This window comes from Spongiibacter marinus (genome assembly GCF_016906995.1).
GTDB classification, from domain to species: Bacteria; Pseudomonadota; Gammaproteobacteria; order Pseudomonadales; family Spongiibacteraceae; genus Spongiibacter; species Spongiibacter marinus.
The window spans coordinates 128,872-150,238 of sequence record NZ_JAFBBD010000009.1 but is presented as its reverse complement, the minus strand read 5'-3'; the positions used below and the strand labels follow the sequence as shown (position 1 = coordinate 150,238).

Annotated in this window: 20 protein-coding genes; 6 read left to right on the top strand and 14 right to left on the bottom strand. The window is 50.4% G+C overall.

Annotated features, from left to right (window positions below; genetic code table 11):
* The first annotated feature begins 2 nt into the window (after window positions 1-2).
* From HNR64_RS14760 to hslU, 3 genes are all read left to right on the top strand, one after another.
* Window positions 3-611 (top strand): SPOR domain-containing protein, encoded by a 609-nt coding sequence (locus HNR64_RS14760; protein WP_204997196.1) that lies wholly within the window; start codon window positions 3-5, stop codon window positions 609-611.
* A 110-nt stretch (window positions 612-721) separates the two neighbouring features.
* On the top strand, window positions 722-1,261 hold the full coding sequence (gene hslV, locus HNR64_RS14755; RefSeq protein WP_027875167.1) for an ATP-dependent protease subunit HslV: 540 nt from the start codon (window positions 722-724) through the stop codon (window positions 1,259-1,261).
* A 45-nt stretch (window positions 1,262-1,306) separates the two neighbouring features.
* Window positions 1,307-2,623: an ATP-dependent protease ATPase subunit HslU gene (gene hslU, locus HNR64_RS14750; protein WP_204997195.1), complete on the top strand. Its 1,317-nt coding sequence runs from the start codon at window positions 1,307-1,309 to the stop codon at window positions 2,621-2,623.
* Window positions 2,624-2,871: 248 nt separating this feature from the next.
* Here the strand turns inward: hslU and rsmD are convergent, their stop codons facing one another.
* Entirely contained in the window at window positions 2,872-3,471 is a 600-nt protein-coding gene (gene rsmD / locus HNR64_RS14745) for a 16S rRNA (guanine(966)-N(2))-methyltransferase RsmD (protein WP_204997194.1), read from the bottom strand.
* Between the two features lie 112 nt (window positions 3,472-3,583).
* Here rsmD and ftsY point away from each other — a divergent pair, with 112 nt between their 5' ends.
* From ftsY to ftsX, 3 genes are read left to right on the top strand one after another with little or no spacing between them, the layout of a single operon-like run.
* The gene (ftsY, locus tag HNR64_RS14740; protein WP_204997193.1) at window positions 3,584-4,702 is read left to right on the top strand and encodes a signal recognition particle-docking protein FtsY; all 1,119 of its coding nucleotides are present in this window, start codon (window positions 3,584-3,586) and stop codon (window positions 4,700-4,702) included.
* The gene (gene ftsE, locus HNR64_RS14735; RefSeq protein ID WP_027875171.1) at window positions 4,699-5,370 is read left to right on the top strand and encodes a cell division ATP-binding protein FtsE; all 672 of its coding nucleotides are present in this window, start codon (window positions 4,699-4,701) and stop codon (window positions 5,368-5,370) included. Before ftsY ends, ftsE begins: the two co-directional genes overlap by 4 nt.
* Window positions 5,363-6,415 (top strand): permease-like cell division protein FtsX, encoded by a 1,053-nt coding sequence (gene ftsX / locus HNR64_RS14730; RefSeq protein WP_204997192.1) that lies wholly within the window; start codon window positions 5,363-5,365, stop codon window positions 6,413-6,415. Before ftsE ends, ftsX begins: the two co-directional genes overlap by 8 nt.
* A gap of 308 nt (window positions 6,416-6,723) precedes the next feature.
* Here ftsX and HNR64_RS17495 read toward each other — a convergent pair whose 3' ends face one another.
* The 13 genes from HNR64_RS17495 to HNR64_RS14665 form a co-directional block, all read right to left on the bottom strand.
* On the bottom strand, window positions 6,724-6,999 hold the full coding sequence (locus tag HNR64_RS17495) for a type II toxin-antitoxin system RelE/ParE family toxin (protein ID WP_204997191.1): 276 nt from the start codon (window positions 6,997-6,999) through the stop codon (window positions 6,724-6,726).
* Window positions 6,989-7,246, bottom strand: a complete 258-nt coding sequence (locus tag HNR64_RS14720; protein ID WP_204997190.1) for an acyl-CoA synthetase family protein — start codon at window positions 7,244-7,246, stop codon at window positions 6,989-6,991. The genes HNR64_RS17495 and HNR64_RS14720 overlap by 11 nt, the downstream gene beginning before the upstream one ends.
* Before the next feature lie 455 nt (window positions 7,247-7,701).
* Window positions 7,702-8,715, bottom strand: a complete 1,014-nt coding sequence (galE, locus tag HNR64_RS14715; RefSeq protein WP_204997189.1) for a UDP-glucose 4-epimerase GalE — start codon at window positions 8,713-8,715, stop codon at window positions 7,702-7,704.
* Between the two features lie 487 nt (window positions 8,716-9,202).
* Complete coding sequence (locus HNR64_RS14710) at window positions 9,203-10,615, bottom strand: mannose-1-phosphate guanylyltransferase/mannose-6-phosphate isomerase (protein ID WP_239547887.1); 1,413 nt, start codon at window positions 10,613-10,615, stop codon at window positions 9,203-9,205.
* A 274-nt stretch (window positions 10,616-10,889) separates the two neighbouring features.
* A complete protein-coding gene (locus HNR64_RS14705) occupies window positions 10,890-12,236 on the bottom strand; it encodes a UDP-glucose dehydrogenase family protein (protein WP_204997188.1) in 1,347 nt (448 codons plus the stop codon).
* A 111-nt stretch (window positions 12,237-12,347) separates the two neighbouring features.
* Window positions 12,348-13,472, bottom strand: coding sequence for a glycosyltransferase (locus HNR64_RS14700; protein WP_204997187.1), 1,125 nt, complete (start codon window positions 13,470-13,472; stop codon window positions 12,348-12,350).
* The gene (locus HNR64_RS14695) at window positions 13,469-13,975 is read right to left on the bottom strand and encodes a serine O-acetyltransferase (protein ID WP_204997186.1); all 507 of its coding nucleotides are present in this window, start codon (window positions 13,973-13,975) and stop codon (window positions 13,469-13,471) included. The genes HNR64_RS14700 and HNR64_RS14695 overlap by 4 nt, the downstream gene beginning before the upstream one ends.
* Window positions 13,959-14,492, bottom strand: a complete 534-nt coding sequence (locus HNR64_RS14690) for an acyltransferase (protein ID WP_204997185.1) — start codon at window positions 14,490-14,492, stop codon at window positions 13,959-13,961. The genes HNR64_RS14695 and HNR64_RS14690 overlap by 17 nt, the downstream gene beginning before the upstream one ends.
* 99 nt (window positions 14,493-14,591) lie before the next feature.
* Window positions 14,592-15,494 (bottom strand): hypothetical protein, encoded by a 903-nt coding sequence (locus HNR64_RS14685; protein ID WP_204997184.1) that lies wholly within the window; start codon window positions 15,492-15,494, stop codon window positions 14,592-14,594.
* Window positions 15,491-16,576: an acyltransferase family protein gene (locus HNR64_RS14680; RefSeq protein ID WP_204997183.1), complete on the bottom strand. Its 1,086-nt coding sequence runs from the start codon at window positions 16,574-16,576 to the stop codon at window positions 15,491-15,493. Before HNR64_RS14680 ends, HNR64_RS14685 begins: the two co-directional genes overlap by 4 nt.
* A 16-nt stretch (window positions 16,577-16,592) precedes the next feature.
* The gene (locus HNR64_RS14675; RefSeq protein WP_204997182.1) at window positions 16,593-17,891 is read right to left on the bottom strand and encodes a hypothetical protein; all 1,299 of its coding nucleotides are present in this window, start codon (window positions 17,889-17,891) and stop codon (window positions 16,593-16,595) included.
* Complete coding sequence (locus HNR64_RS14670; protein WP_204997181.1) at window positions 17,888-19,105, bottom strand: hypothetical protein; 1,218 nt, start codon at window positions 19,103-19,105, stop codon at window positions 17,888-17,890. Before HNR64_RS14670 ends, HNR64_RS14675 begins: the two co-directional genes overlap by 4 nt.
* 2 nt (window positions 19,106-19,107) lie before the next feature.
* Window positions 19,108-21,363: an N-acetylneuraminate synthase family protein gene (locus HNR64_RS14665; protein ID WP_204997180.1), complete on the bottom strand. Its 2,256-nt coding sequence runs from the start codon at window positions 21,361-21,363 to the stop codon at window positions 19,108-19,110.
* Window positions 21,364-21,367: the final 4 nt, after the last annotated feature.

Genomic DNA, 21,367 nt, shown 5'->3' with positions numbered 1-21,367 from the left:
GCATGGCTGCGAAGAAGCGCCCAACACGCGGGGCCACCCGCAGCAAGGCGGCCAACAAGGGCATGCCTGCCTCCATTTTGCTGGGCACCGGCTTTATCGCCGGTATTCTCAGCACGGTGCTGGTTTTCAATGCCATTGGCGAGCGCGATACTGCCGGTGCAGCGGCCACCGCTCAGGCGGCCAAGCCAAAAGCGAGCAAACAAGCAGAAACCAGCACGCCGGAAAACACCACCAAGTTCGACTTCTTCACGGTGCTGCCCGAGCGCGAGGTGATCGTGCCTGACGAAACCCCTGCACCAAAGCGCGAGAGCAAAGTCACCACCGCGAACGAAAAACCGCCGCGCCCCAACGAGAAAACCTTTCAGACTGGCGAGCGCTACATTCTTCAGGCGGGCTCTTTTCGCAGCAATGACGACGCCGACCGTCGTCGCGCGCAAATTTTGCTGCTGGGGCTCGACGCCAAGGTGGAGTCCGTACAGGCCAATGGCGACCTCTGGCACCGGGTTTACGTCGGCCCGTTCCAGACCCACAACACCCTCGCCAGTGCCCGCGCCAAACTGATCGGCGAAGCCATCGACACCTTGGTCATTCGCCAGAAGACCACCCCGTAAAACGATCCCCCGCGCTGCCTTGAAAATTGCAGCGTCGCCCCCATAACTATTTTCTCGAGCCGCTCCACATGGGGCGGCGCGCCTGTTCACATATCTAAAAGGAGTCCCGCGTGGAACAGTTTCGCGGCACCACTATTCTTTCTGTTCGCCGAGGCAATCAAGTGGTTGTTGGCGGCGACGGCCAAGTTACCATGGGCAACACCGTAATGAAGGGCAATGCCCGCAAGGTGCGGCGCCTGTACAAAGACCAAGTGCTGGCGGGATTCGCTGGCGGCACCGCCGATGCCTTCACCCTGTTCGAATTATTTGAAGCCCAGCTCGAAAAGCACCAGGGCAAACTCGTTAAGGCGGCTGTGGAGCTGGCCAAAGCCTGGCGCAGCGAGCGCTCGTTGCGCCAACTCGAAGCCCTGCTGATTGTGGCCGACAAAGAAACCACCCTGGTGATTAGTGGTAACGGCGACGTGATTGAGCCGGAAGACAATATGATCGCCATTGGCAGTGGCGGCTCCTTCGCCACCGCCGCCGCCCGCGCACTGATGGACAATACCGAACTCGGCGCCCAAGACATTGTAGAAAAAGGTCTGAACATCGCCGGCGATATCTGCATCTACACCAACCACAACCGCCGCATCGAAGTCCTCGATTACTGATCCGAACACCTGACACGCTCGCCGATGCGGGCGACTGGAGCCACCATGTCACAAATGACACCCCGTGAAATCGTCCACGAGCTGGACAAACACATTGTCGGCCAACACGATGCCAAGCGCGCCGTTGCCATCGCGCTGCGCAACCGCTGGCGCCGCATGCAATTGGCGGAAGACCTCCGCGCTGAAATCACGCCAAAGAATATTCTAATGATCGGCCCAACCGGCGTCGGTAAAACCGAAATTGCCCGCCGCCTGGCCAAACTGGCCAATGCCCCGTTTATCAAGGTGGAGGCCACCAAGTTTACCGAAGTGGGTTATGTCGGCCGCGACGTTGAGTCCATTATTCGCGACCTGGTCGACGTCTCTCTGAAGTTGCACCGCGAACAGGCCATGGAGCAAGTGGCCCACCGCGCTCAGGACGCCACTGAAGAGCGCATCCTAGACGCCCTGCTGCCACCCGCGCGCGGCGAAAGTGAGGAAGAGCGCAACAGCAGCACCCGGCAAATCTTCCGTAAAAAGTTGCGCGAAGGCGAACTCGACGACAAAGAAATCGATGTCGAAGTCAGCAGCGCGCCGGTCGGTGTGGAGATTATGGCGCCCCCCGGCATGGAAGAAATGACCAGCCAACTGCAGGGCATGTTTTCCAAAATGGGCGGCGACCGCAAAAAGACCCGCCGCCTCACCGTGAAGGCCGCCTATAAACAAATTCAAGACGAAGAAGCCGCCAAGCTCATTAACGAAGAAGAGCTGAAGACCCGCGCGATCGAAGCAGCGGAGCAAAACGGCATTGTCTTTATCGACGAAATCGACAAAGTTGCCAAACGCCAGGAGTCCGGCGGCGCCGATGTGAGCCGCGAAGGTGTGCAGCGCGACCTGCTGCCACTGATCGAGGGCTGCACCGTCAGCACCAAACACGGCATGATCCGCAGCGACCACATCCTGTTCGTCGCCTCCGGCGCCTTCCACCTGAGCAAGCCCTCAGACCTCATTCCCGAATTGCAGGGTCGTCTGCCTATTCGCGTGGAACTCGAAGCCCTCACCCCCGACGACTTTGAGCGTATCCTCACCGAACCCCGCGCCTCTCTGACTGAGCAATACCAAGCCCTGCTCGCCACCGAGGGCCTGCATGTGAGCTTCAGCCAAGACGGCATCCGCCGCATCGCCGAAACCGCATGGGAAGTGAATGAGCGCACTGAGAACATTGGCGCGCGTCGTCTGCACACCGTGATGGAACGCTTACTGGAAGACGTTTCGTTTAGCGCCGGCGACCGGGCGGAGCCGCTGAACATCGACGCCGACTACGTCAATCAACAACTTGGCGAACTGGCCAAAGACGAAGACCTAAGCCAGTTTATTCTGTAAGCCAAACGGAGCCCGCCATATGGCGGGCTCCTACAAAAACCACCGCGTTGTTCATGCAGGACTACGCAGGTGCGTAGGAGCGGGCCTGACCGCGACCGATTCCACGCTCTACCGTTCGTTCCGGTCGCCCGCAGGCGAGCTCCTACAAAAACCACCGCGTTGTTCATGCAGAACTACGCAGGTGCGTAGGAGCGGGCCTGACCGCGACAGACCTCGCGCGATGCCTATCACTAACACGAAAAACCCCGCTACGCCTCCACCTCATACAAGCGATATTCAACCTGGCCCGCGGTTTTATGCTTTACCACCCGCCAGCTTGACGGCACCGTCACGGGCTCGCCTTTGGCGGTTTCCACATAGACCAAAGCACCCTCGTCCAGGCGGTCTTCCAGCGCATCGATTGCTGGCATCAGCAAGTCTTTATTAAAAGGGGGGTCGAGAAACACGATATGCCAACCGCGCTCAGCGCCGGTTAAAAACTGTTCAGCGCTGGTAGCGGCCACGTCGGCATCGCGGCAAGCCAGCGTCTGTAAATGTTGGCGAATTTGCTGCGCGGTGGCACGGTCTTTCTCTACAAAGTGGCAGTGCGCAGCCCCCCGCGACAGGGCCTCCAAACCCAACGCACCCGAGCCGGCAAACAAGTCCAGGCAACGCGCGCCGGCAACGTAGGGAGCCAGCCAGTTAAACACCGTTTCACGAATGCGGTCACTGCTCGGGCGCAGGCCCTCAGCGCTGGTAAAGTGCAGCTTCCGACTGCGCCACTGACCGCCAATAATGCGCACCACACCCGCAGCACCTTGGCGTGGCGTCACCTGTGCCGAGCAATCACGTTTGGAACGAGGGGCCATAAGAGGATCCTGAAGTGTAAAACCGCGCCACGACATTACTCAGTGACGGCCGAGAAGTGGTAGGATACGGCTTTTCTTTTCCCTGTAAACCAGACCCTGCAACCAGAGCCCCATGACCGATACCGAGAAGTCAGCCGTTACTGAAGCGGAAAACGCCCAAGAGCCCAAGAAGAAAAGCTTTTTCACCCGCTTTAAAGAGTCCTTTGTCGGCTCTGAGGAAGACCTCGCGGCGGCAGAAGGTTTTATCGCCGACGAAGAAATCGCGCCCTGGCAACACATTGAACTGTCGCCCGAAGAGCAGGCATCGCTGCTGGTTAAATTCAAGGAAGGCCTGAGCAAAACCGGCGCCCAACTCGGCGAGGGCATGGCCAATCTCTTCCTTGGCCGCAAAGAGATCGACGACGAGCTTCTCGACGAAATTGAAACCCATCTACTGATGGCCGACGTTGGCGTGGATGCCACCACCGAGATTATCGACAACCTTACCCGCCGTATGTCGCGCAAGGAGCTGGATAACCCCGAAGCCCTGTATGTTGCCCTGCAAGAAGAGCTGCGGGTGCTACTGGAGCCCGCCGAACAAGAGCTGGTTATTTCCGACAAAACCGGCCCCTATGTCATTTTGATGGTAGGCGTAAACGGCGTGGGCAAGACCACCACCATTGGCAAATTAGCCAAGCAATTCCAGGCCGGTGGCCGCTCGGTCATGCTCGCCGCTGGCGATACCTTCCGCGCCGCCGCCGTTGAACAACTGCAAGTGTGGGGCGAGCGCAATAATGTGCCGGTAATCGCCCAGCACACCGGCGCCGACAGTGCCTCGGTACTCTTCGATGCCCTGCAAGCGGCTAAATCGCGCGATGTCGATGTGCTGATCGCCGACACCGCGGGTCGCCTGCACAACAAAGACAACCTTATGGAAGAGCTGAAAAAGGTGGTGCGGGTACTCAAGAAACTCGACCCCGACGCCCCCCACGAAGTGATGCTGGTACTCGATGCCGGCACCGGCCAAAACGCCCTGTCGCAAGCCAAACACTTCCAAGAAGCGGTAGGTGTGACCGGCTTAACACTCACCAAGCTTGATGGCACCGCAAAAGGCGGTATTGTATTCGCCATATCCAAGCAGCTCGGCCTGCCCATTCGCTTTATTGGTGTTGGCGAAGGCATTCTCGACCTGCGCCCATTCCGCGCCGATGAATTTGTCGGCGCCCTGTTTGGCTGGCAACGCAAGCAATGATCCAATTCGAGCAGGTCTGCAAACGCTACCCCGGCGGGCATCAGGCGCTGAACAACCTCAGCTTCCACATGCCCCATGGCGATATGCGTTTTTTAACCGGCCACAGCGGCGCCGGTAAAAGTACCCTGCTCAAACTCATTATGGTGATGGAGCGCGCCAACAGTGGCCAGGTGCTGGTCGACGGGCGCAATGTGTCCAAGCTACCGGCGCGCCACATCCCTGAATTGCGCCGCAAGGTGGGCGTGGTGTTTCAAAACCACCAGCTGCTGTTTGATCGCAGCGTCTTTGACAACGTCGCCCTGCCACTGGTCATTGCCGGCTACGGCCATCGCGATATCGGCCGACGGGTGCGCGCAGCCCTCGACAAAGTTGGCCTGCTCGACAAAGAACGGCAGAACCCCATCACCCTGTCTGGTGGCGAACAGCAACGCGTAGGCATCGCCCGCGCCGTGGTGAACAAACCCAAACTGCTGCTGGCCGACGAACCCACCGGCAACCTGGACCCGCAACTGTCCGCAGAAATCATGCACCTGTTTGAACAATTCAATCAGGTGGGCGTGACCGTGCTCATCGCCACTCACGACCTCTCGCTCATTGCGCGTATGCCCTACAAATTGCTCAGCCTGCGCCAAGGCCAACTGGTTAGCGCCGGGGGCAGCCATGAGTAAATCAAAACAAAAGGGCAGTGGCGCCAGCAAACTGCCCAAGCGCCGCCTCGGCCAACTGCAAACCCCGGCCAAGCCTTCACGGCGCGAATTGAGCGGTGCCAAAACCCACCGCACCCGCTTCAGTGACCAGTGGCAAAGTTACCGCAGCCACCACCGCCAGGTGGCCGGCGAAAGCCTGCGGCGCCTATTAAAACGCCCCCTCGCCACATTAATGACCACACTGGTGATCGCCATCGCCATGGTGCTGCCCGCCGGTTTATATGTCGGCCTGAACAACGTTGAAGCCGTCAGCCAAGGCTGGGATGGCGCCGCGCGATTGTCGGTGTTTTTAAAATTCAGCGTCAGCGATCAAGACGCGCAAAAACTGCGTCAGCAACTCGCCGACCGCAAAGACATTGCCAGCACCGAATACATCTCACCCAGTGAGGCATTGGAGGAATTCCGTCGCCGCAGCGGCTTTGGCGACGTGCTCGACCAGCTGGACAGCAACCCCCTGCCTGGCGTTCTGGTACTGAGCCCCACCGCAGACAACAGCAGCCCTGAAAAAATAGAAGCCCTGCACGACCAGCTAAACGCACTGCCGCAGGCCGACCTGGTCAAGCTGGACATGGAGTGGCTGCAACGCCTGAACCGCATTACCGATATCAGCCGCCGCCTCACCCTGGCCCTCGCCGCCATGCTCGCGGCAGGCGTGCTGCTTATCGTGGGCAATACCATCAAACTGGCCATCGAAAACCGCCGCGACGAAATTCTGGTTGTGAAACTAGTCGGCGGCACTAACGCCTTCGTCCGCCGCCCCTTCCTGTATATGGGCTTCTGGTACGGACTGTTCGGCGGACTGCTCGCCTGGTTGCTACTCGCCTCCAGCCTGCTCTGGCTAAGCGGCCCGGTCAAAGAACTCGCCGGGCTCTACAACAGCAGCTTCAGCCTGCTCGGCCTCGGTGTGCTCGATAGCCTGATAATGTGGGCCAGCGCTGCCGGCCTTGGTCTGCTCGGCGCACTCCTCGTCGTTGGCCGAGAACTCCGCGCCATCGAACCCAAATAAATGATTACAAGTAAGTGATTAAAAAGTGCCGCTGATTTTATGAAAGGAAGCTTTCATTGTGGCTGCATGAGATGTATATAGGACAGTCTGCCCCAGGATATGTAGGAGCGGGCCTGACCGCGACCAATCCCCCCACCGCTCGATCAGGTCGCCCTCAGGCGGGCTGGCCACAGCACTCGCTCCACTCGCGGGCCACGCTGTCCTACAAAAACAAAACGTGCATCTCTCGTAGGAGCGGTTTTAACCGCGATCAGGAGGTTCATCACAACCTAGTGCTATGACCACTCCGCCCCTACAAAACCCGAGGTCTAATAAACTCCGTCGTGATCGCCAATATCAACCAGCACAATATCCTCACCGCGAATCTCAAATTCCAAAATGATTCGATATTGCATATTGATCGACACCGAGGACAAACCCTGTAAACGCCCCTTTAAACCATGCAAGCGAAGCGAGGGATGATACGGATTGACCTCCAGCAACTGCAGCGTTTTTTGGTACTGCCCCAGCACCTCAGGGTGCCGTTTAAAGAATTTCTTTGCACGCCTAAGGTAGCTATCGGGGTAAAGTAACCTATAGCTCACTGGTCAAACGCTTAACATGCTCATCGACACTTTCAGCCTGATAGCGCCCCTCGCGAATATCCGACCTTGCTTCCTCTAACGCGGCCGCCAGCTCGTATTCACGCAGTTTGGCGTACTTTTCTATATCCATAACCACATAACGGTTACGTCCACGCACCGAAATCACTAACTCTTCACTATCTTTCAATCGAGATTCGACAGCAGATACACCCTTGGTTTTTAGCTCGTTGGCCGTCAACGTATTCATAGTCACTCCGTGAAAAGTACTATTAATAGCACTATTAATAGACCCACGAAGAGTACCACACCGAACAAAAATCAACCAGCATCGTCCACATTACCTTTCGGTAGGCTACAACTCCCTCGCGACTGACAGCCTGCCCCATGATATGTAGGAGCGGGCCTGACCGCGACCGGTCCACAACCCCTACCGTTCGCTCAGGTCGCCCTCAGGCGGGCTCCTACAAAACACGACTCCGTGACCCGTAGGACAGCGTGCCCCATGACCGCAGGGAATGTTTTGGGTAGCGGGCCTGACCGCGACCGGTCCACAACCTCTACCGTTCGCTCGGGTCGCCCTCAGGCGGACTCCTACAAGGGGCCACAATGTCCTACAGAAACACCTCGTGCCATCTGTATTGCAACGCGCGCTGCCTCTTGTAAGAGCGGGCCTGACCGCGACCATCCCCTAACCCACTCTACCTACCGATATCCGTCTGGGTTATTGCTCTGCCAGCGCCAGGTGTCTTCCATCATCTTCTCCAGGCTACTCTCAGCTGACCATCCCAATAGGCTTTTGGCTTTATCGGCATTTGCCCAGAAAGCGGGCAGGTCACCACTGCGGCGCGGCGCAAATTTGTAAGGCACGCTCTGACCAGTCACCGCAGTAAATGCATTCACCATCTCCAGCACCGATACCCCGTTGCCCGTACCCAGGTTGATCGCATGTAAACCCGTTTTTTCCAATGCCTGCAAGGCGCGGCAATGGCCGTCGGCCAAATCCACTACATGCAAATAGTCGCGAATACAGGTCCCATCCGGAGTGTCGTAATCATCACCAAAAATTGCCAGCTCGGGCAATTTACCTACGGCAACACGAGCGATAAATGGCATCAAATTATTGGGAATGCCCAGCGGGTCCTCACCAATTAACCCCGACTTATGGGCACCAATGGGGTTGAAGTAACGCAGCGCTGCCACTGACCAACGCGCATCAGCTATGCACAGGTCAGCTAACACACGCTCCACCATCGCTTTGGACGCGCCGTATGGGCTAGAGGGCTGCCCCAGCGGCATGGTTTCCACGTACGGCACCGGCGCGTCGGGGCCATACACCGTAGCGGATGAACTGAACACTAACTTGAACACCCCGGCATTTGCCATGGCCTGACACAATACCAAGGTGCCATTCACGTTGTTGTCGTAGTACTTCAGCGGCTGATCAACACTCTCGCCCACTGCTTTTAACCCCGCGAAATGAATCACCGCGTCGATCGCATGCTCTGCAAACAACGCCGACAGCGCGCCCGCGTCACGCACGTCGCCCTGAACAAAGACCGGTGATTTCCCGGTGATCTTCTCGATGCGATTCAACACCTCGGCATTACTGTTTACCAAGTTATCCAGCACAACCACGCCGTGGCCTTGCTCCAACAACTCAACAACAGTATGGCTGCCGATATAGCCCGCACCGCCCGTTACCAAAATCGTCGCCATACCTTAAAACTCCGTATTTCTATAATTACCATCGGCCAAACATCGCACGCCCCGCGACCTGTAGGACAGCGTGCCCCACCTCTTGTAGGAGCGGGCCCGACCGCGACCGATCCACAACCCCTACCGTTCGCTCGGGTCGCCCTCAGGCGGGCTCCTACAAAAACACCTCGTGCCCCACCTCTCGTAGGAGCGGGCCTGACCGCGACCAATCCTCAACCCCTACCGTTCGCTCGGGTCGCCCTCAGGCGGGCTCCTACAAAAACACCTCGTGCCCCACCTCTCGTAGGACAGCGTGCCCCATGACCGCAGGGAATGTTTTGGGTAGCGGGCCTGACCGCGACCAATCCTCAACCCTACCGCTCGCTCGGGTCGCCCTCAGGCGGGCTCCTACTTTGGGTAAGTCGCTCCTACAAAATCATCCGCACCAAACACAAAAAAGCCCAAACTACACATGCAGCTCGGGCTTCTTGAAGGGCTTTAAGTGCTACTATTTTGGCGCACGACCATAGCGGTCTTCAAAACGCACAATATCATCTTCACCCAGATAAGAGCCCGACTGCACTTCAATCAGCTCCAGCGGGATCACACCGGGATTTTCCAATGCATGAACAACACCAACAGGAATATAGGTCGACTGATTTTCCGTCAACATGATTTCTTTATCGCCATTGGTCACTTTTGCAGTACCCGACACCACAATCCAATGCTCAGCGCGGTGGTGGTGCATTTGCACCGATAACTTCGCACCAGGATTCACGGTAATACGCTTAACTTGATAGCGCTCGCCATTATCAATGGAATCGTAAACACCCCAGGGCCGATGAACATGGCGGTGATGCAAAATCTCGTTGCGCCCCTCCGCCTTTAATTGCTCAACAATTTTTTTCACATCCTGTACTTGGTGTTTATCTGCCACCAGGACTGCGTCATTGCTTTCCACCACAACCACATCCTTCAAGCCGACAGTGGCTACCAGACGGCTCTCCGCACGAATATAGCTACCGTTGGTATTGTGGGTCAGCACATCGCCATGCACGACGTTATCGTCGCCGTTACCCTCGCTCACTTCCCACAGCGACGACCACGCACCCACATCGCTCCAACCCGCCGACAGCGGCACGACAACGGCCTTAGTCGTTTTTTCCATTACCGCGTAGTCAACAGAATCATCGGGGCAGGCAGTAAAGGCATCCTTACCCACACGCAGAAAATCAGCATCTTGGCTACGCTCGGCAAATGCGGCCTCACAGGCGGCATAAATATCGGGCCGATGGGCCTTTAGCTCTGCTAAATAGGTATCCGCGGCAAACATAAACATGCCGCTATTCCAGTAGTATGCGCCATCATCCAGGTAGGATTGCGCAGTCTCTGCATCCGGCTTTTCTACAAACTGCGCTACCGAATAGGCACCACCCTGCTCATCGCCACGGCGAATATAACCGTAACCGGTATGCGCACTTTCAGGCACAATACCAAACGTAACTAAAGCACCACCCTCAGCCTGCTTTGCCGCCTCGGCTACTGCCTGATGAAACGCGGGCACATTTTGAATCAAATGGTCTGCCGCCATCACCAACATTAATGGTGATTGCCCCTCGTTGCGCGCAAGCAGATCAAACGCCGCCAAGGCGATGGCCGGGGCAGTGTTACGCCCTACCGGCTCCAATATAATCGACGACAATGCACGTCCCGCATCCTGGGCTTGCTGAGCAACAATAAAACGGTGCTCCTCATTACAGATAACCGTGCTACCGGAAACCTCTACACCGTCTAACCGAGCCAGCGTTTCCTGCAACATGGTTTGCTCGCCAGCAATCGAAAGAAACTGCTTCGGATATAACTTTCTACTTGCTGGCCATAAACGGCTACCGCTACCACCAGCCATAACTACTGCGTACATCGAGCTTCCTCTCGTCCTGTATAAGAATGTAATTTCAAAATTTTAACGCTAGCTAACAACGTCTGCTTCGAGCGGTAGGGGCGGTTTACCCACAGCGCTCCCTGCGGTCGCGGGGCACACTGTTAACCGCGATTAAAGGCCTCGACAGGGTCAAACGCTATAAGCACCATCTACCAAAGCTCAGCGCTCCGAACCTTCGCGACTGAAGTCGCTCCTACAAAAACCAGCCCTGTGCAACCTAGGCTCACAGTAGGAGCGGGCCTGACCGCGATACCTACCCCTCAACAACCCTAACACTGCGCCCACGACCAATGCCGTAATACGCCAAGCCATAGCCCTCAACAAGTTCTGGCTCATATTGGTTGCGGCCATCCACAATAACGGGGTGGGTCAACGACGACTTCACTAGCTCAAAGTCCGGCGCCTTAAACACGTTCCACTCCGTACACACCACCAAGGCATCTGCGCCATTTAGAGCCGCCTCCTTGGTACCCATCAAGGTCAAATCTGCTCGGTGCCCGTAAATACGCTGCGTTTCATTCATCGCTTCCGGGTCGTAGGCCTGAACACTCCCGCCCGCTGCCCATACCGCTTCCATTAACACACGGCTCGGCGCGTCGCGCATATCGTCTGTATTCGGCTTGAAAGAAAGCCCCCACAGGGCAATTTTCTTACCTTGTAAATCGCCGTTAAAGTGCTGAGATAAGTTCTCAAACAACTTACACTTCTGACGCTTATTCACCGCCTCAACCGAGCGTAGTAGCTCCGGCGTGTAACCCACCTTTTCTGCGGTGCGTACCAACGCCTGAACATCCTTAGGGAAGCACGACCCCCCATAGCCGCAGCCAGGATAAATGAAGGAATATCCGATACGCGGGTCAGAGCCAATGCCCTGGCGAACCTTCTCCACGTCAGCGCCCAGGCGCTCGGCAAGGTTCGCAATCTCGTTCATAAAACTGATTTTGGTTGCCAACATACAGTTAGCCGCGTACTTAGTAAGCTCCGCCGACCGCACATCCATCACAATCAAGCGCTCATGATTGCGATTAAACGGCGCATACAACTCACGCATTTTCTCTTCCACTGCGGCACTATCAGTGCCAACGATAATACGGTCCGGCTTTTGGCAATCGGCTACCGCTGCACCCTCTTTCAAAAACTCTGGGTTAGACACCACGTCAAAAGGAATAGCAACGCCACGCTCTGCCAGCACCGAGGCAACACACCCACTGACCTTGTCTGCCGTACCGACAGGTACTGTAGACTTATCCACGATAATACGGTGCTCTTCCATGTGGGTAGCAATCGTCTTAGCAACAGCCAATACATACTGGAGATCTGCAGAGCCATCTTCATCAGGCGGCGTACCCACCGCAATAAACTGAATACGGCCATGTTTAACACCCAGCTCAGCATCAGTCGTGAACTGCAAACGGCCCGCCTCAACATTGGCCTGCACCAACGGCGTTAACCCTGGCTCATAAATCGGGATAATGCCTTTCTTCAGGTTTTCCACCCGCTCGGTATTCACATCCACGCAGACAACCGAGTGGCCGACTTCTGCCAATACAGCTGCCTGAACCAGGCCGACGTAACCAATACCAAATACGGTGACATTCATAAAAAGACCTATAACACGGGCAAGAGAGCGGAACGACGCCCCGGTTACACCCTAAAAAGCTAATTACTGAAGACGAAAAATCATGCCAGAGGGAAAATAAATTAATGCCCCTCAAGTACGCAAAGAAATAGCCTTGCTAACCGCACACTTAAACTCATCAACAAATCTAACCTCGGAAAATGACAGCGCCTTTCTACGTATTTCGTCATGAGAAAATGAGCCGGCCTCAAAATCGTTCAAAGCTGACAAAATGGAGACCACCGACTGATCGTCGAAATGAACACCTGTCACACCATTTACAACAGTTTCTCCTCCACCACCTTTAGAAAAACATACGACCGGCGTTCCCAAAAGCTGCGCTTCAACAGGAACAATCCCAAAGTCCTCTTCCGCAGCGTACACAAAAGCCTTACAAGAACCCATAAGCGTGACCAATTCCTCATCACTTACTCGCCCAACCAAAGAAACATTTTCAACATTTCTACTATTCAAAAAACGTTCAATATTTTTATACTCAGGCCCGTCGCCGGCGACAATGAGGCGACGCCCTTCTGCGGCTGCAAATGCCTCGACGATTAGCTTTACCTTTTTATACGGGACCATCCGAGATGCTGTAAAATAAAAATCATCACGATCAAGAAAAGCCCCTTCCGAACCCAGCGATACTGGCGGATAAATTACATCGGCATCACGACCGTAAACTTTCTTAATACGCCTTTTAATATACTTGCTATTTGCCAAAAACAAATCGACGCCATTATTTGAACCCACATCCCAACGGCGAAAAAAATACAAAACAAGCCGCGCAAAAAAACCACCCAGACCTGAATCAAGACCACTTTCCTTTAAATATTGTCCTTGCAAATCCCAGGCATATCTAGCGGGGCTATGGCAGTATGAAATATGGACCTGGTCAGGCCCTGTCAACACTCCCTTAGCAACGCAGTATGAACTAGAGATAACAAGATCATAATCGGACAGATCGAATTGCTCGATAAAAAATGGAAATAAAGCTAAAAATTTCCTGAATCGCTTTCTAAAAAACTTACTTTTTCCCAAAAAACTTTGATTTATCTTCGGCATTCTCTCACCAAAAATATACGTTCTCTGACCTTCGGTGAGTGCATCAACCAAGGTAAAGATATCAGCTTGAGGATAAATTTTGAATAAAACCGAAAGAACCTTTTCTGCCCCCCCTAAATCAGTCAACCAATCGTGGACAATAGCTACCTTCATTTTACCCTCGCCGTCGCCGGAACACCTACCGCAACCATTTCTGCCGGGACATCTTTTAGAACAACGGAATTTGCACCAACTATCGAATTAGCACCAACCACAACTGGACCGAGCACACAACTGCCTGCACCTAGCATAACGCCGGTTCTTATATCAGGAAAACCGTCTCCTACGCCGCAAGCATCAAGAATTCCTAGTGTTACACCGTGATAAATCTTTACACCTGCCCCTATTTTTACGCCGTTACCAACAACCAAGCCGACACCATGTACAATACAAACCCCGCCAGCTATGGTTGCCTTATACGAAATATCTATGCCATAGACAATTTGCACCAGCCGCGTCAATATTAACGAAAGAAAAGACAACCTTAAACGAAAGAGTAAGTTAGATAGTCTATACACAAGAAGCGAATGAAACCCACGATTAGAAAAGGCAACCAAAAAAGGATTCCCCGGAACAGCCTTTATGTCTGCAGCAATGTCCTTAAGAAGCCCCATCATTCCTCCTCATGTTTGCTAATGCTCGCGCATAGAGAATTTTGTCTCTCTCCCCCAACTTTTTAGCAGGATTACCTGCTACGATAGCCATGGAATCCACACCTTTAGATACGACCGAACCAGCACCAATTATTGCGCCATCCCCAATCATTACGCCTGGCAATAAAATCACCCTGCTACCGATCCACACATTATCTCCAATCACAACATCCTTGCTAATAAAGCCTGACGAGTATGGCAAAGTTTTGTCAGTCATAAAATCATGATTCGATGTATATATCAGCAAATCCCTTCCGGAATGAAAATTATCCCCTACTATTAACGCACCCTTACCCCGTGCATCCACGCCATTGAAATGACAATCCACCCCAATCCTCGTTCTACGAGGAAAGCGACACATCGAATTGAATTTCGCCCCCACCCCAATGCTTTCACACTGAAAATAGGCGACCAAGAACCAAATTTGTGAAAATAAGGCAGAAAAAAAACGATATAATAATTTCAATAAAAATCTAGCCATGACCAACCTATTACGAAAAAAGATACAACTCTACTCGTAAAAACTAGGATACATTAAAGAACTAAAAGCTCATTTCAACCAACCGTTAAACAGAGCTACTTAGCATACCTCGACATTCAAAAATGGCAGCCGACCAAGCGATCGCTTTATTCTCTTCAAATTGAAAATAGAAGGTACAAAAAAATTCCTTCCGACCGGCATCTCAACGTTCATGTTCACCGTGGAAAATGCCGAAAAAAGCATTGACGCTCGGCACTCCACAAGATAGGCCTCAGCGCTATCAAAACCCAACCCATCTATATCAACGATTTCAATAATAGATCGCAAGCGAGCATCTTCTTCTAACAATACTAATGTATTGCGCTCTCTTGGGTGGGGAATATAAACCATTTCCCCCAACCCAAATTCATCGACCATTTTTTTCATGCCTGATATGAATGACTGGCCACTCACAAACCCGTCCTCTACTATTGGCTGCCCCACATACACAGCTCTTGCGTTTTCAGAAAAAACAGATTTAACATCAAAATTCAAATTCCCGCGATCAAATCTATCCCGGACAAAAACATCTGTCGAGCTATACACCCGCCAAAATTCGACCCAGCTATACCCCAAAAATAACTTTATAATTGCCTTAAAATAATAAACCAAACCGTTATGCTCGCAGATGTAATGATTCATTCCATCCTCCCAGAGCTCAATTCGCCCCTTCCAACCCTTTAGCAAATACTTAGCCAAAGGAGTGTAGGTATTAAAAATAATAATCTTATCAGGATTTTCTTCGCCGATAAGCTTTTTAACCTCTTCATAATATTTGATATTCTTTCGAAATGAAGAAGGCAACAGCCGGCTCGTCTCAGAACCTAAAATCACATTCCGCCACTCGATCCCACCCACCCTCTTCTGAGAAAGGAACGCTATTAAAATCTCTTCGTTAGAAAAAAAATTGGATTGCAACAATTTTACATGATACGGACTTCTACAGAAAGCAAGCACCTTCATACCCCAAGCCTCCTTTCAGCAATAACTCTCCCAACTTTAATCGAAGGCTTCTCTATAAAGCTATACGTCAAACTAGACAGCATCATAGCCAAAATAATGGTACCCAACACAACAAATAAACCACTTTCCGGAAAGCAGCCAAAAAAGGGAAGCGCGACATCCACCACAAAAACTATACAAACCGGGTGTAGTAAGTAGTACGAATAACTAACCCTACCCAGATATGAGAAAACGGGACCTACCAACTTATATTTACTAGTCATCAAGCAAAACAGCGTAATCGCCGAATAATAACTTATTAAATATCTATACCAGGTCTCCCCCCACCCCATGTCTAAATTGTACGCAAAAACCGAAATTATGGGCATTGATACGAAGAAAAAAATCAGATATATAATACAGAATTGCCCAGCCTCGGAATCTTTATTTAAGGTTAATTCTCGCCACAACCCACCAAAGAACATAACAGAAAGAGCCAAAGGTACCGCCACCGGAAGCTTTACCTCCAAAGCGCCCCGCAAATAAGACATCAAAATGGCCACCACCAATGCCGCGATACTACAATAAAAGGAAAAACACCTATCATTTAGCTTACCTAATAAAAACAGCATCACACAAAGAACATAAAATATTATCTCAACCTGGAGAGTCCAATACACGCCAATAATATTTTTCACTCCCACGAACTGCTGCAACATAGTAAAATTTGCAAATACAATACTTACCGAAAAATCCTTTTCCTGAATAATCCAGAATGCCCACAACCCCAATGGTATAGAGAACCAATACACAGGATATAAGCGAAAAACTCTAGAAATAAAAAACTTCTTTACAGAAGCCTTTTTAGAAACCCCAGACTTAAAAGAGCTAGGGATAATAAATCCACTTATAGCAAAAAAAATAACCACCCCGATTTTACCTAAGTCGAAATACTCAGTGAACAGCGTTACAAAAGGAGCCTCCCAAGCAGCGACCATCCCTTCACTTTTGACAACCATCAGATAATGCACCACAGATACTAATATCGCGGCTGCTCCTCTGAGGCCGTCGAGATACTCCAATCTTACTTGTTTCTTTGACATCCCACTCTCCAGTAGATTAACTCTGCTTGATTCGCCGAAAGAAAGAGTATAAAAAAAACATCAGTATGGCAGGAACAATCATCGCAAAGAAATTAGACGACCCATAATAAGCAAAAGTGTAGCTTTGCGCCGCAAGCAAGTAAGCTATCGACATCCAGACTTCATTATTTTTGCTTTTAACTTCAAAAAATACCACCAGCAAGGCCACGCCACATAAGAACAAAACCCCCCCGTCGATTCCGTAATTAAAGACCGCCTCAGCCAAAGAAAAGGCCCCCATATTAATGCCACTTTCCAGAATAGAAACTGGCAGAATGTACCCCCCCATATAAACTGACGACCTATCGCAAGCTTCTCCACCAAGAAATAGAGCCGAAAAGGGTACCTGCCTACACAAAGACATTAAGTATGTATTCTTTTCTACTTCCGCCTTTTTTTCCATCGTAGCGACAAGAGTAAAAAATTCGTTTTCTTCGTGGCTACCAAACCGCGAGAGGACGCCCCCCCCAGCACTATCGAACCCCACACGAGTTACAGCGACTATATTTAGGACAAAAATTGCGACAACGCCGATCAATACTAATCTAGTCACGTTTGGCTTCGCATACGTGTAATAAACACAGAATGAAAATATAGCTAAACCAACAAAAACTCCTCTAAATCCTGAAAAAAGCAAAGCGAGCAACATCAGGCCATATAAAAGCAAAAAGACTTTTCCCGACCTTCGGGCATAAATCGCCGAAAAATTGAAAATGGAGATATATCCTATAAGTTGATAAAGTTCTAAGAACGGAAACCCAGAAACCATTTGCGTGTACCCGATTTTGCCGTACAAAACAAACTTTAAATCCGTCAAAGCATAAACCAAACAGAATATAATCCCCCCCACCGAAATCAGTTCTACTTTAAAGGTATCTGTATCTCTTATTTTTTCAAGAAGAATACGCTTTCTTCTGACATGGCCCTCATCCTTCGCGATAAGAACCAAGGAAAAAACAACGTACACAAGATCTAGAAATATAGCTGTTATCAATGCCGCATCACCCACTACCTTTTCACTGTAAAAAATGGCCCTCCACGAATCCGGAACTGATCCAAACAGCAAATATTTAACCCATATTACGAGCAGAACTTCCCAATGAAGAATGGTGAAAAAAGCAATCAAAAACCGTCTTTTGGCGATTGAGGCCGCCAGCAACGGCGCACCCAAAATCAACGTCAATAACACATATGACACAGGATTTTGAAGGAGTAATATTTTCGACAAAACAGTTATCAGGTAGAGAAATGGGGTTAGCAAAGCCAAGCTTTTCATTTTATTACCCTTGACCCGCTAACGATTAATGCAAATATCGGCGACAGCATTCTAGCGAGCGAAAAAACAGCCCACACAAATATGAATTCGATCAATCCAGCAAACGCGTAAACAAAAATTGCCGAAAGCACAATTATTAAGTTTGAAAAATAAATTATTTTTAAACTAGAGAATTTTGTAACGAATGTCTTCAGAAAGAAAAATGACACCAAACTTGCCACAGTGAAGGCGACCGCCAACCTTACATCATGAATCAAGATTTCCCCGTAAATTACATCCACAAAAAAAGGAAGGGCACTATAAGCAACTAGAAATGAAAGTAACGATAGCAAGAGCGAAAATGCGGCCAGCAGTAGCTTTAATTTCGACGACAATTCGACCTCATTTTTTATTATAAAGCTCATAAGCGGTGCCGAACAAAAGAGAGAAATGGGCGAAAGAATTATGTTTGCCAACGTCAATGCCATTATCAGCTGCTGAAGAAAGCCATCCCACAAGAAGCCTGCCGCCACGAGCTCCCCCCTATAAGCCAGAGAACCAACACAAGTTGCGAAAAGTATCGGAACACCACCTTCTTTTATAAATTTCGGACCTATAAAGAAAAATTTTGAGAACAATGGCTCAACCGACTTAGACTTAACCCTAAGGTAGTACAAGAACTCTGTAACAGCTAATAATATAAAAAGAAAAAATTCGGAGGAAAGCCAGCCAGAAAATTCATACACCTTACCCACCCAGGCTGCTAGCAAAAACAAAACAAAAGGAATAATTCTTATAAAATTGTAAAAATACGCTTCCGAAAACTTCATTTCATTGTAAATTTTTCTTTGCAAGATATTGTTGAGCGCGTACAACCCCACAAACAAACTCATTAGAAGCGACAAAGAAAGCTGGAAACCGAGCAGAAAAAAGACGGGAAGAAAAATAATTACGACCAGAACCAACGAGGAAACAGCGCGTAACTCACTCCCATCTTTATCGACGGCAGCGTGCCGTCTTTGATAATAGTCCCCCACGCTACCCGCAATAGGAAACACTACAAAATCGCACACTATTATGGCGTACGATAGCTTATCAAAAAGATCTGGGTCTAATTTATAAGTTATTGGCAAGAATAGCAGTTGTCTTGCAGCTGAATAAAGCAGTGTCGCCGATGCGTAGACAAGCCCCGCCCTTAATAGAGAAGAAAAAATTCCCTTGAACGATGCGAACACCTCTATGCGCTCTTTAAGAAATATGCCTCAAGAAACTCCAATGCAAGCCAAAAACCCTCGCCCTCGTTTTTATGCCCCTGCCACACTTCAGGGATAAATTGAACATTGGGGGCGTATTCCTTCAGGTCAGCAGCCAATTCTTTAAAATCTACATCACCTTCACCTATTTGCACTCCTTCACCATCCACCCCCAATGCATCAACAATATGCATATGAGCAATGCAATGACCTACAGTTTTTGTGAATTCCGCCAACTTCCAATTATAGTAATTGCAGGCCATCATTGAATGAGAGACGTCGTAACAGATTCGATAGCCGTGCTCATTATAGAAATCGTCAATCTCTTTCGGGTCAACAAACAAATTATGGTAGCTTTGCCCGCCGAAGTGCCACGGGTACGGAGGCATGGTTTGTATAATGATCTCCACTCCTGACTGATCTATTTCAGCCAGAGATTTGGCGATTTCTTCATACATTGCAGGCCTTTCGCTTTTTTCCACAAAGCCCGTCGATCTAAACCCACCAGCATTTACTACGATCACTGGTCTTTCTGTTATTGGGAAGAACTTCTTTAAGCCCCTTGTTACATCGCAAACCCTTTGCAGCTCTTTGATGGAACGATCCCTATGCTGAACGGAGTCGCTTGCAAGATCCAAAATATGGTCCCCAGAAAACAGCTCAGGGCTATGCACGGCAAACCCAATGGACTGAGGCGCCGAGAAAAAATCGGCTGGATCAAGCTCCATATCCTGATAACTTAGGTGGAATTCTACAAAATCCAAATTTGTCTGGGAGGCCAATTTTTCGTAGTCGTGATAGCGAACCGGAATCCCAAATGGCCTATTGAAGTTATAGTCCCTCGCCATTATTTTTTGATCTTTTAAATCGGATTCATAAAAGAAATCACCTTGCTTAAAAGCCCGGTTAGCCTTCCTGCCAACCAATCTATCCAAGTATAGAGGCTGTAAACCCTGGCCCGGACTCTTGACATCAATCATATCGCGAGTGATGACTTCGCCCTCACGAAGATCACAATTAATCACAAGACTTTTCGCGAGCGTCTCTCTATTAATCATTTCTCCTTGAGTAATCACACGCTCACCACCAGCTCCGAGCGCCTCCTCCACTTCTCGAATCTGTTTTACCATTTCTTTGAATTCTTCGGGTAAAAGGGAGACTTTATGGTCATTTCCCTCCATTCCCTTATCGACAGTAAAATGCTTTTCAACCACCTTTGCACCCATTGTTACCGCAGCAACAGGCACGGAAATACCTCTCTCATGTCCAGAGTAACCGACTAAGCAACCCGTTACCTCTTCCAACCGTTTGAGATAAGCCAGATTCACGTCTTTAAATGGCGTTGGGTATGTCGAATTACAATGAAGCACAACGGATTGGGCGCCTTTACTTTTCAAAAAGTCACTAGACTGTCTGATCTCCGCCTCCGTACACATCCCGGTTGAACAGATAAGAGGCTTACCCGTCGCAGCAAGTGCTTCCAACAACTGCAAATTCGTGAAGTCGGCGGAGGCCACTTTGTAAGCCTCCATTCCATAATTTTCCAGGACCTCGAGACTTTTAATGTCCCAAGGCGTGCAAAGGGGGGTCAGCCCTTTATCTTTGCAATAATCAAAGACCTCAATAAGCTCATCAGTCTTTAATTGGAACTTGCTGAGCAAGTCCATTGTATATTGAGCACCGAGATCGGCTGAATCATCTTTATCGGAGCCACTTTTATATAGTGACGCCATATCCCTCATTTGAAACTTAACGCAGTCAGCTCCAGCGCCTACAGCTAGATCGACCATTTTTTTTGCTAGCGCAATATCACCATTGTGGTTATTACCAATTTCAGCTATCAGATATGCTGGAGAGTTTTCGGAAATTGTATGCTTTCCAATGGATATTCCTTTTTCTTTTTCTACTGCAACAGCAACCAACCGACTGCTTGCGTCGACCAAAGGTATTAGATCAACAGATTTATCAAATAGTGACTCTATTTTGTCTCTTGCCGAGTCGATAGGCATTGAAACAACTCTGCGATTCATGGCAACTGAAACAGGCTCATTCAGATCATAAGCGTCAGAGGAGGTAAGCCAGCGACGAAAATCGCCGTCTGACAGGGCACCCTCAAGTGTCCCGCTCTCGCTAACAATAAAGACAATTCTGTTTTTGTTCCGATTAATTTTCTCTAATGCCTTGAGAATGCTTTCATTCTCAAAAACTAAGTAGTCTGATATTTTCCGCTTAATCAACATTTGA

Excerpts from the sequence above, each read along its gene's own strand:
- HNR64_RS14720 (WP_204997190.1), bottom strand. The coding sequence starts at position 7,246 with ATGAATACGTTGACGGCCAACGAGCTAAAAACCAAGGGTGTATCTGCT.
- HNR64_RS14710 (WP_239547887.1), bottom strand. The coding sequence starts at position 10,615 with ATGTACGCAGTAGTTATGGCTGGTGGTAGCGGTAGCCGTTTATGGCCA.
- HNR64_RS14680 (WP_204997183.1), bottom strand. The coding sequence starts at position 16,576 with ATGTCAAAGAAACAAGTAAGATTGGAGTATCTCGACGGCCTCAGAGGA.
- hslU (WP_204997195.1), top strand. The coding sequence starts at position 1,307 with ATGTCACAAATGACACCCCGTGAAATCGTCCACGAGCTGGACAAACAC.
- rsmD (WP_204997194.1), bottom strand. The coding sequence starts at position 3,471 with ATGGCCCCTCGTTCCAAACGTGATTGCTCGGCACAGGTGACGCCACGC.
- ftsE (WP_027875171.1), top strand. The coding sequence starts at position 4,699 with ATGATCCAATTCGAGCAGGTCTGCAAACGCTACCCCGGCGGGCATCAG.
- ftsX (WP_204997192.1), top strand. The coding sequence starts at position 5,363 with ATGAGTAAATCAAAACAAAAGGGCAGTGGCGCCAGCAAACTGCCCAAG.
- ftsY (WP_204997193.1), top strand. The coding sequence starts at position 3,584 with ATGACCGATACCGAGAAGTCAGCCGTTACTGAAGCGGAAAACGCCCAA.
- HNR64_RS14675 (WP_204997182.1), bottom strand. The coding sequence starts at position 17,891 with ATGAAAAGCTTGGCTTTGCTAACCCCATTTCTCTACCTGATAACTGTT.
- galE (WP_204997189.1), bottom strand. The coding sequence starts at position 8,715 with ATGGCGACGATTTTGGTAACGGGCGGTGCGGGCTATATCGGCAGCCAT.
- HNR64_RS14760 (WP_204997196.1), top strand. The coding sequence starts at position 3 with ATGGCTGCGAAGAAGCGCCCAACACGCGGGGCCACCCGCAGCAAGGCG.
- HNR64_RS14700 (WP_204997187.1), bottom strand. The coding sequence starts at position 13,472 with ATGAAGGTAGCTATTGTCCACGATTGGTTGACTGATTTAGGGGGGGCA.
- HNR64_RS14665 (WP_204997180.1), bottom strand. The coding sequence starts at position 21,363 with ATGTTGATTAAGCGGAAAATATCAGACTACTTAGTTTTTGAGAATGAA.
- HNR64_RS14690 (WP_204997185.1), bottom strand. The coding sequence starts at position 14,492 with ATGGCTAGATTTTTATTGAAATTATTATATCGTTTTTTTTCTGCCTTA.
- HNR64_RS14705 (WP_204997188.1), bottom strand. The coding sequence starts at position 12,236 with ATGAATGTCACCGTATTTGGTATTGGTTACGTCGGCCTGGTTCAGGCA.
- HNR64_RS14685 (WP_204997184.1), bottom strand. The coding sequence starts at position 15,494 with ATGAAGGTGCTTGCTTTCTGTAGAAGTCCGTATCATGTAAAATTGTTG.
- HNR64_RS14695 (WP_204997186.1), bottom strand. The coding sequence starts at position 13,975 with ATGATGGGGCTTCTTAAGGACATTGCTGCAGACATAAAGGCTGTTCCG.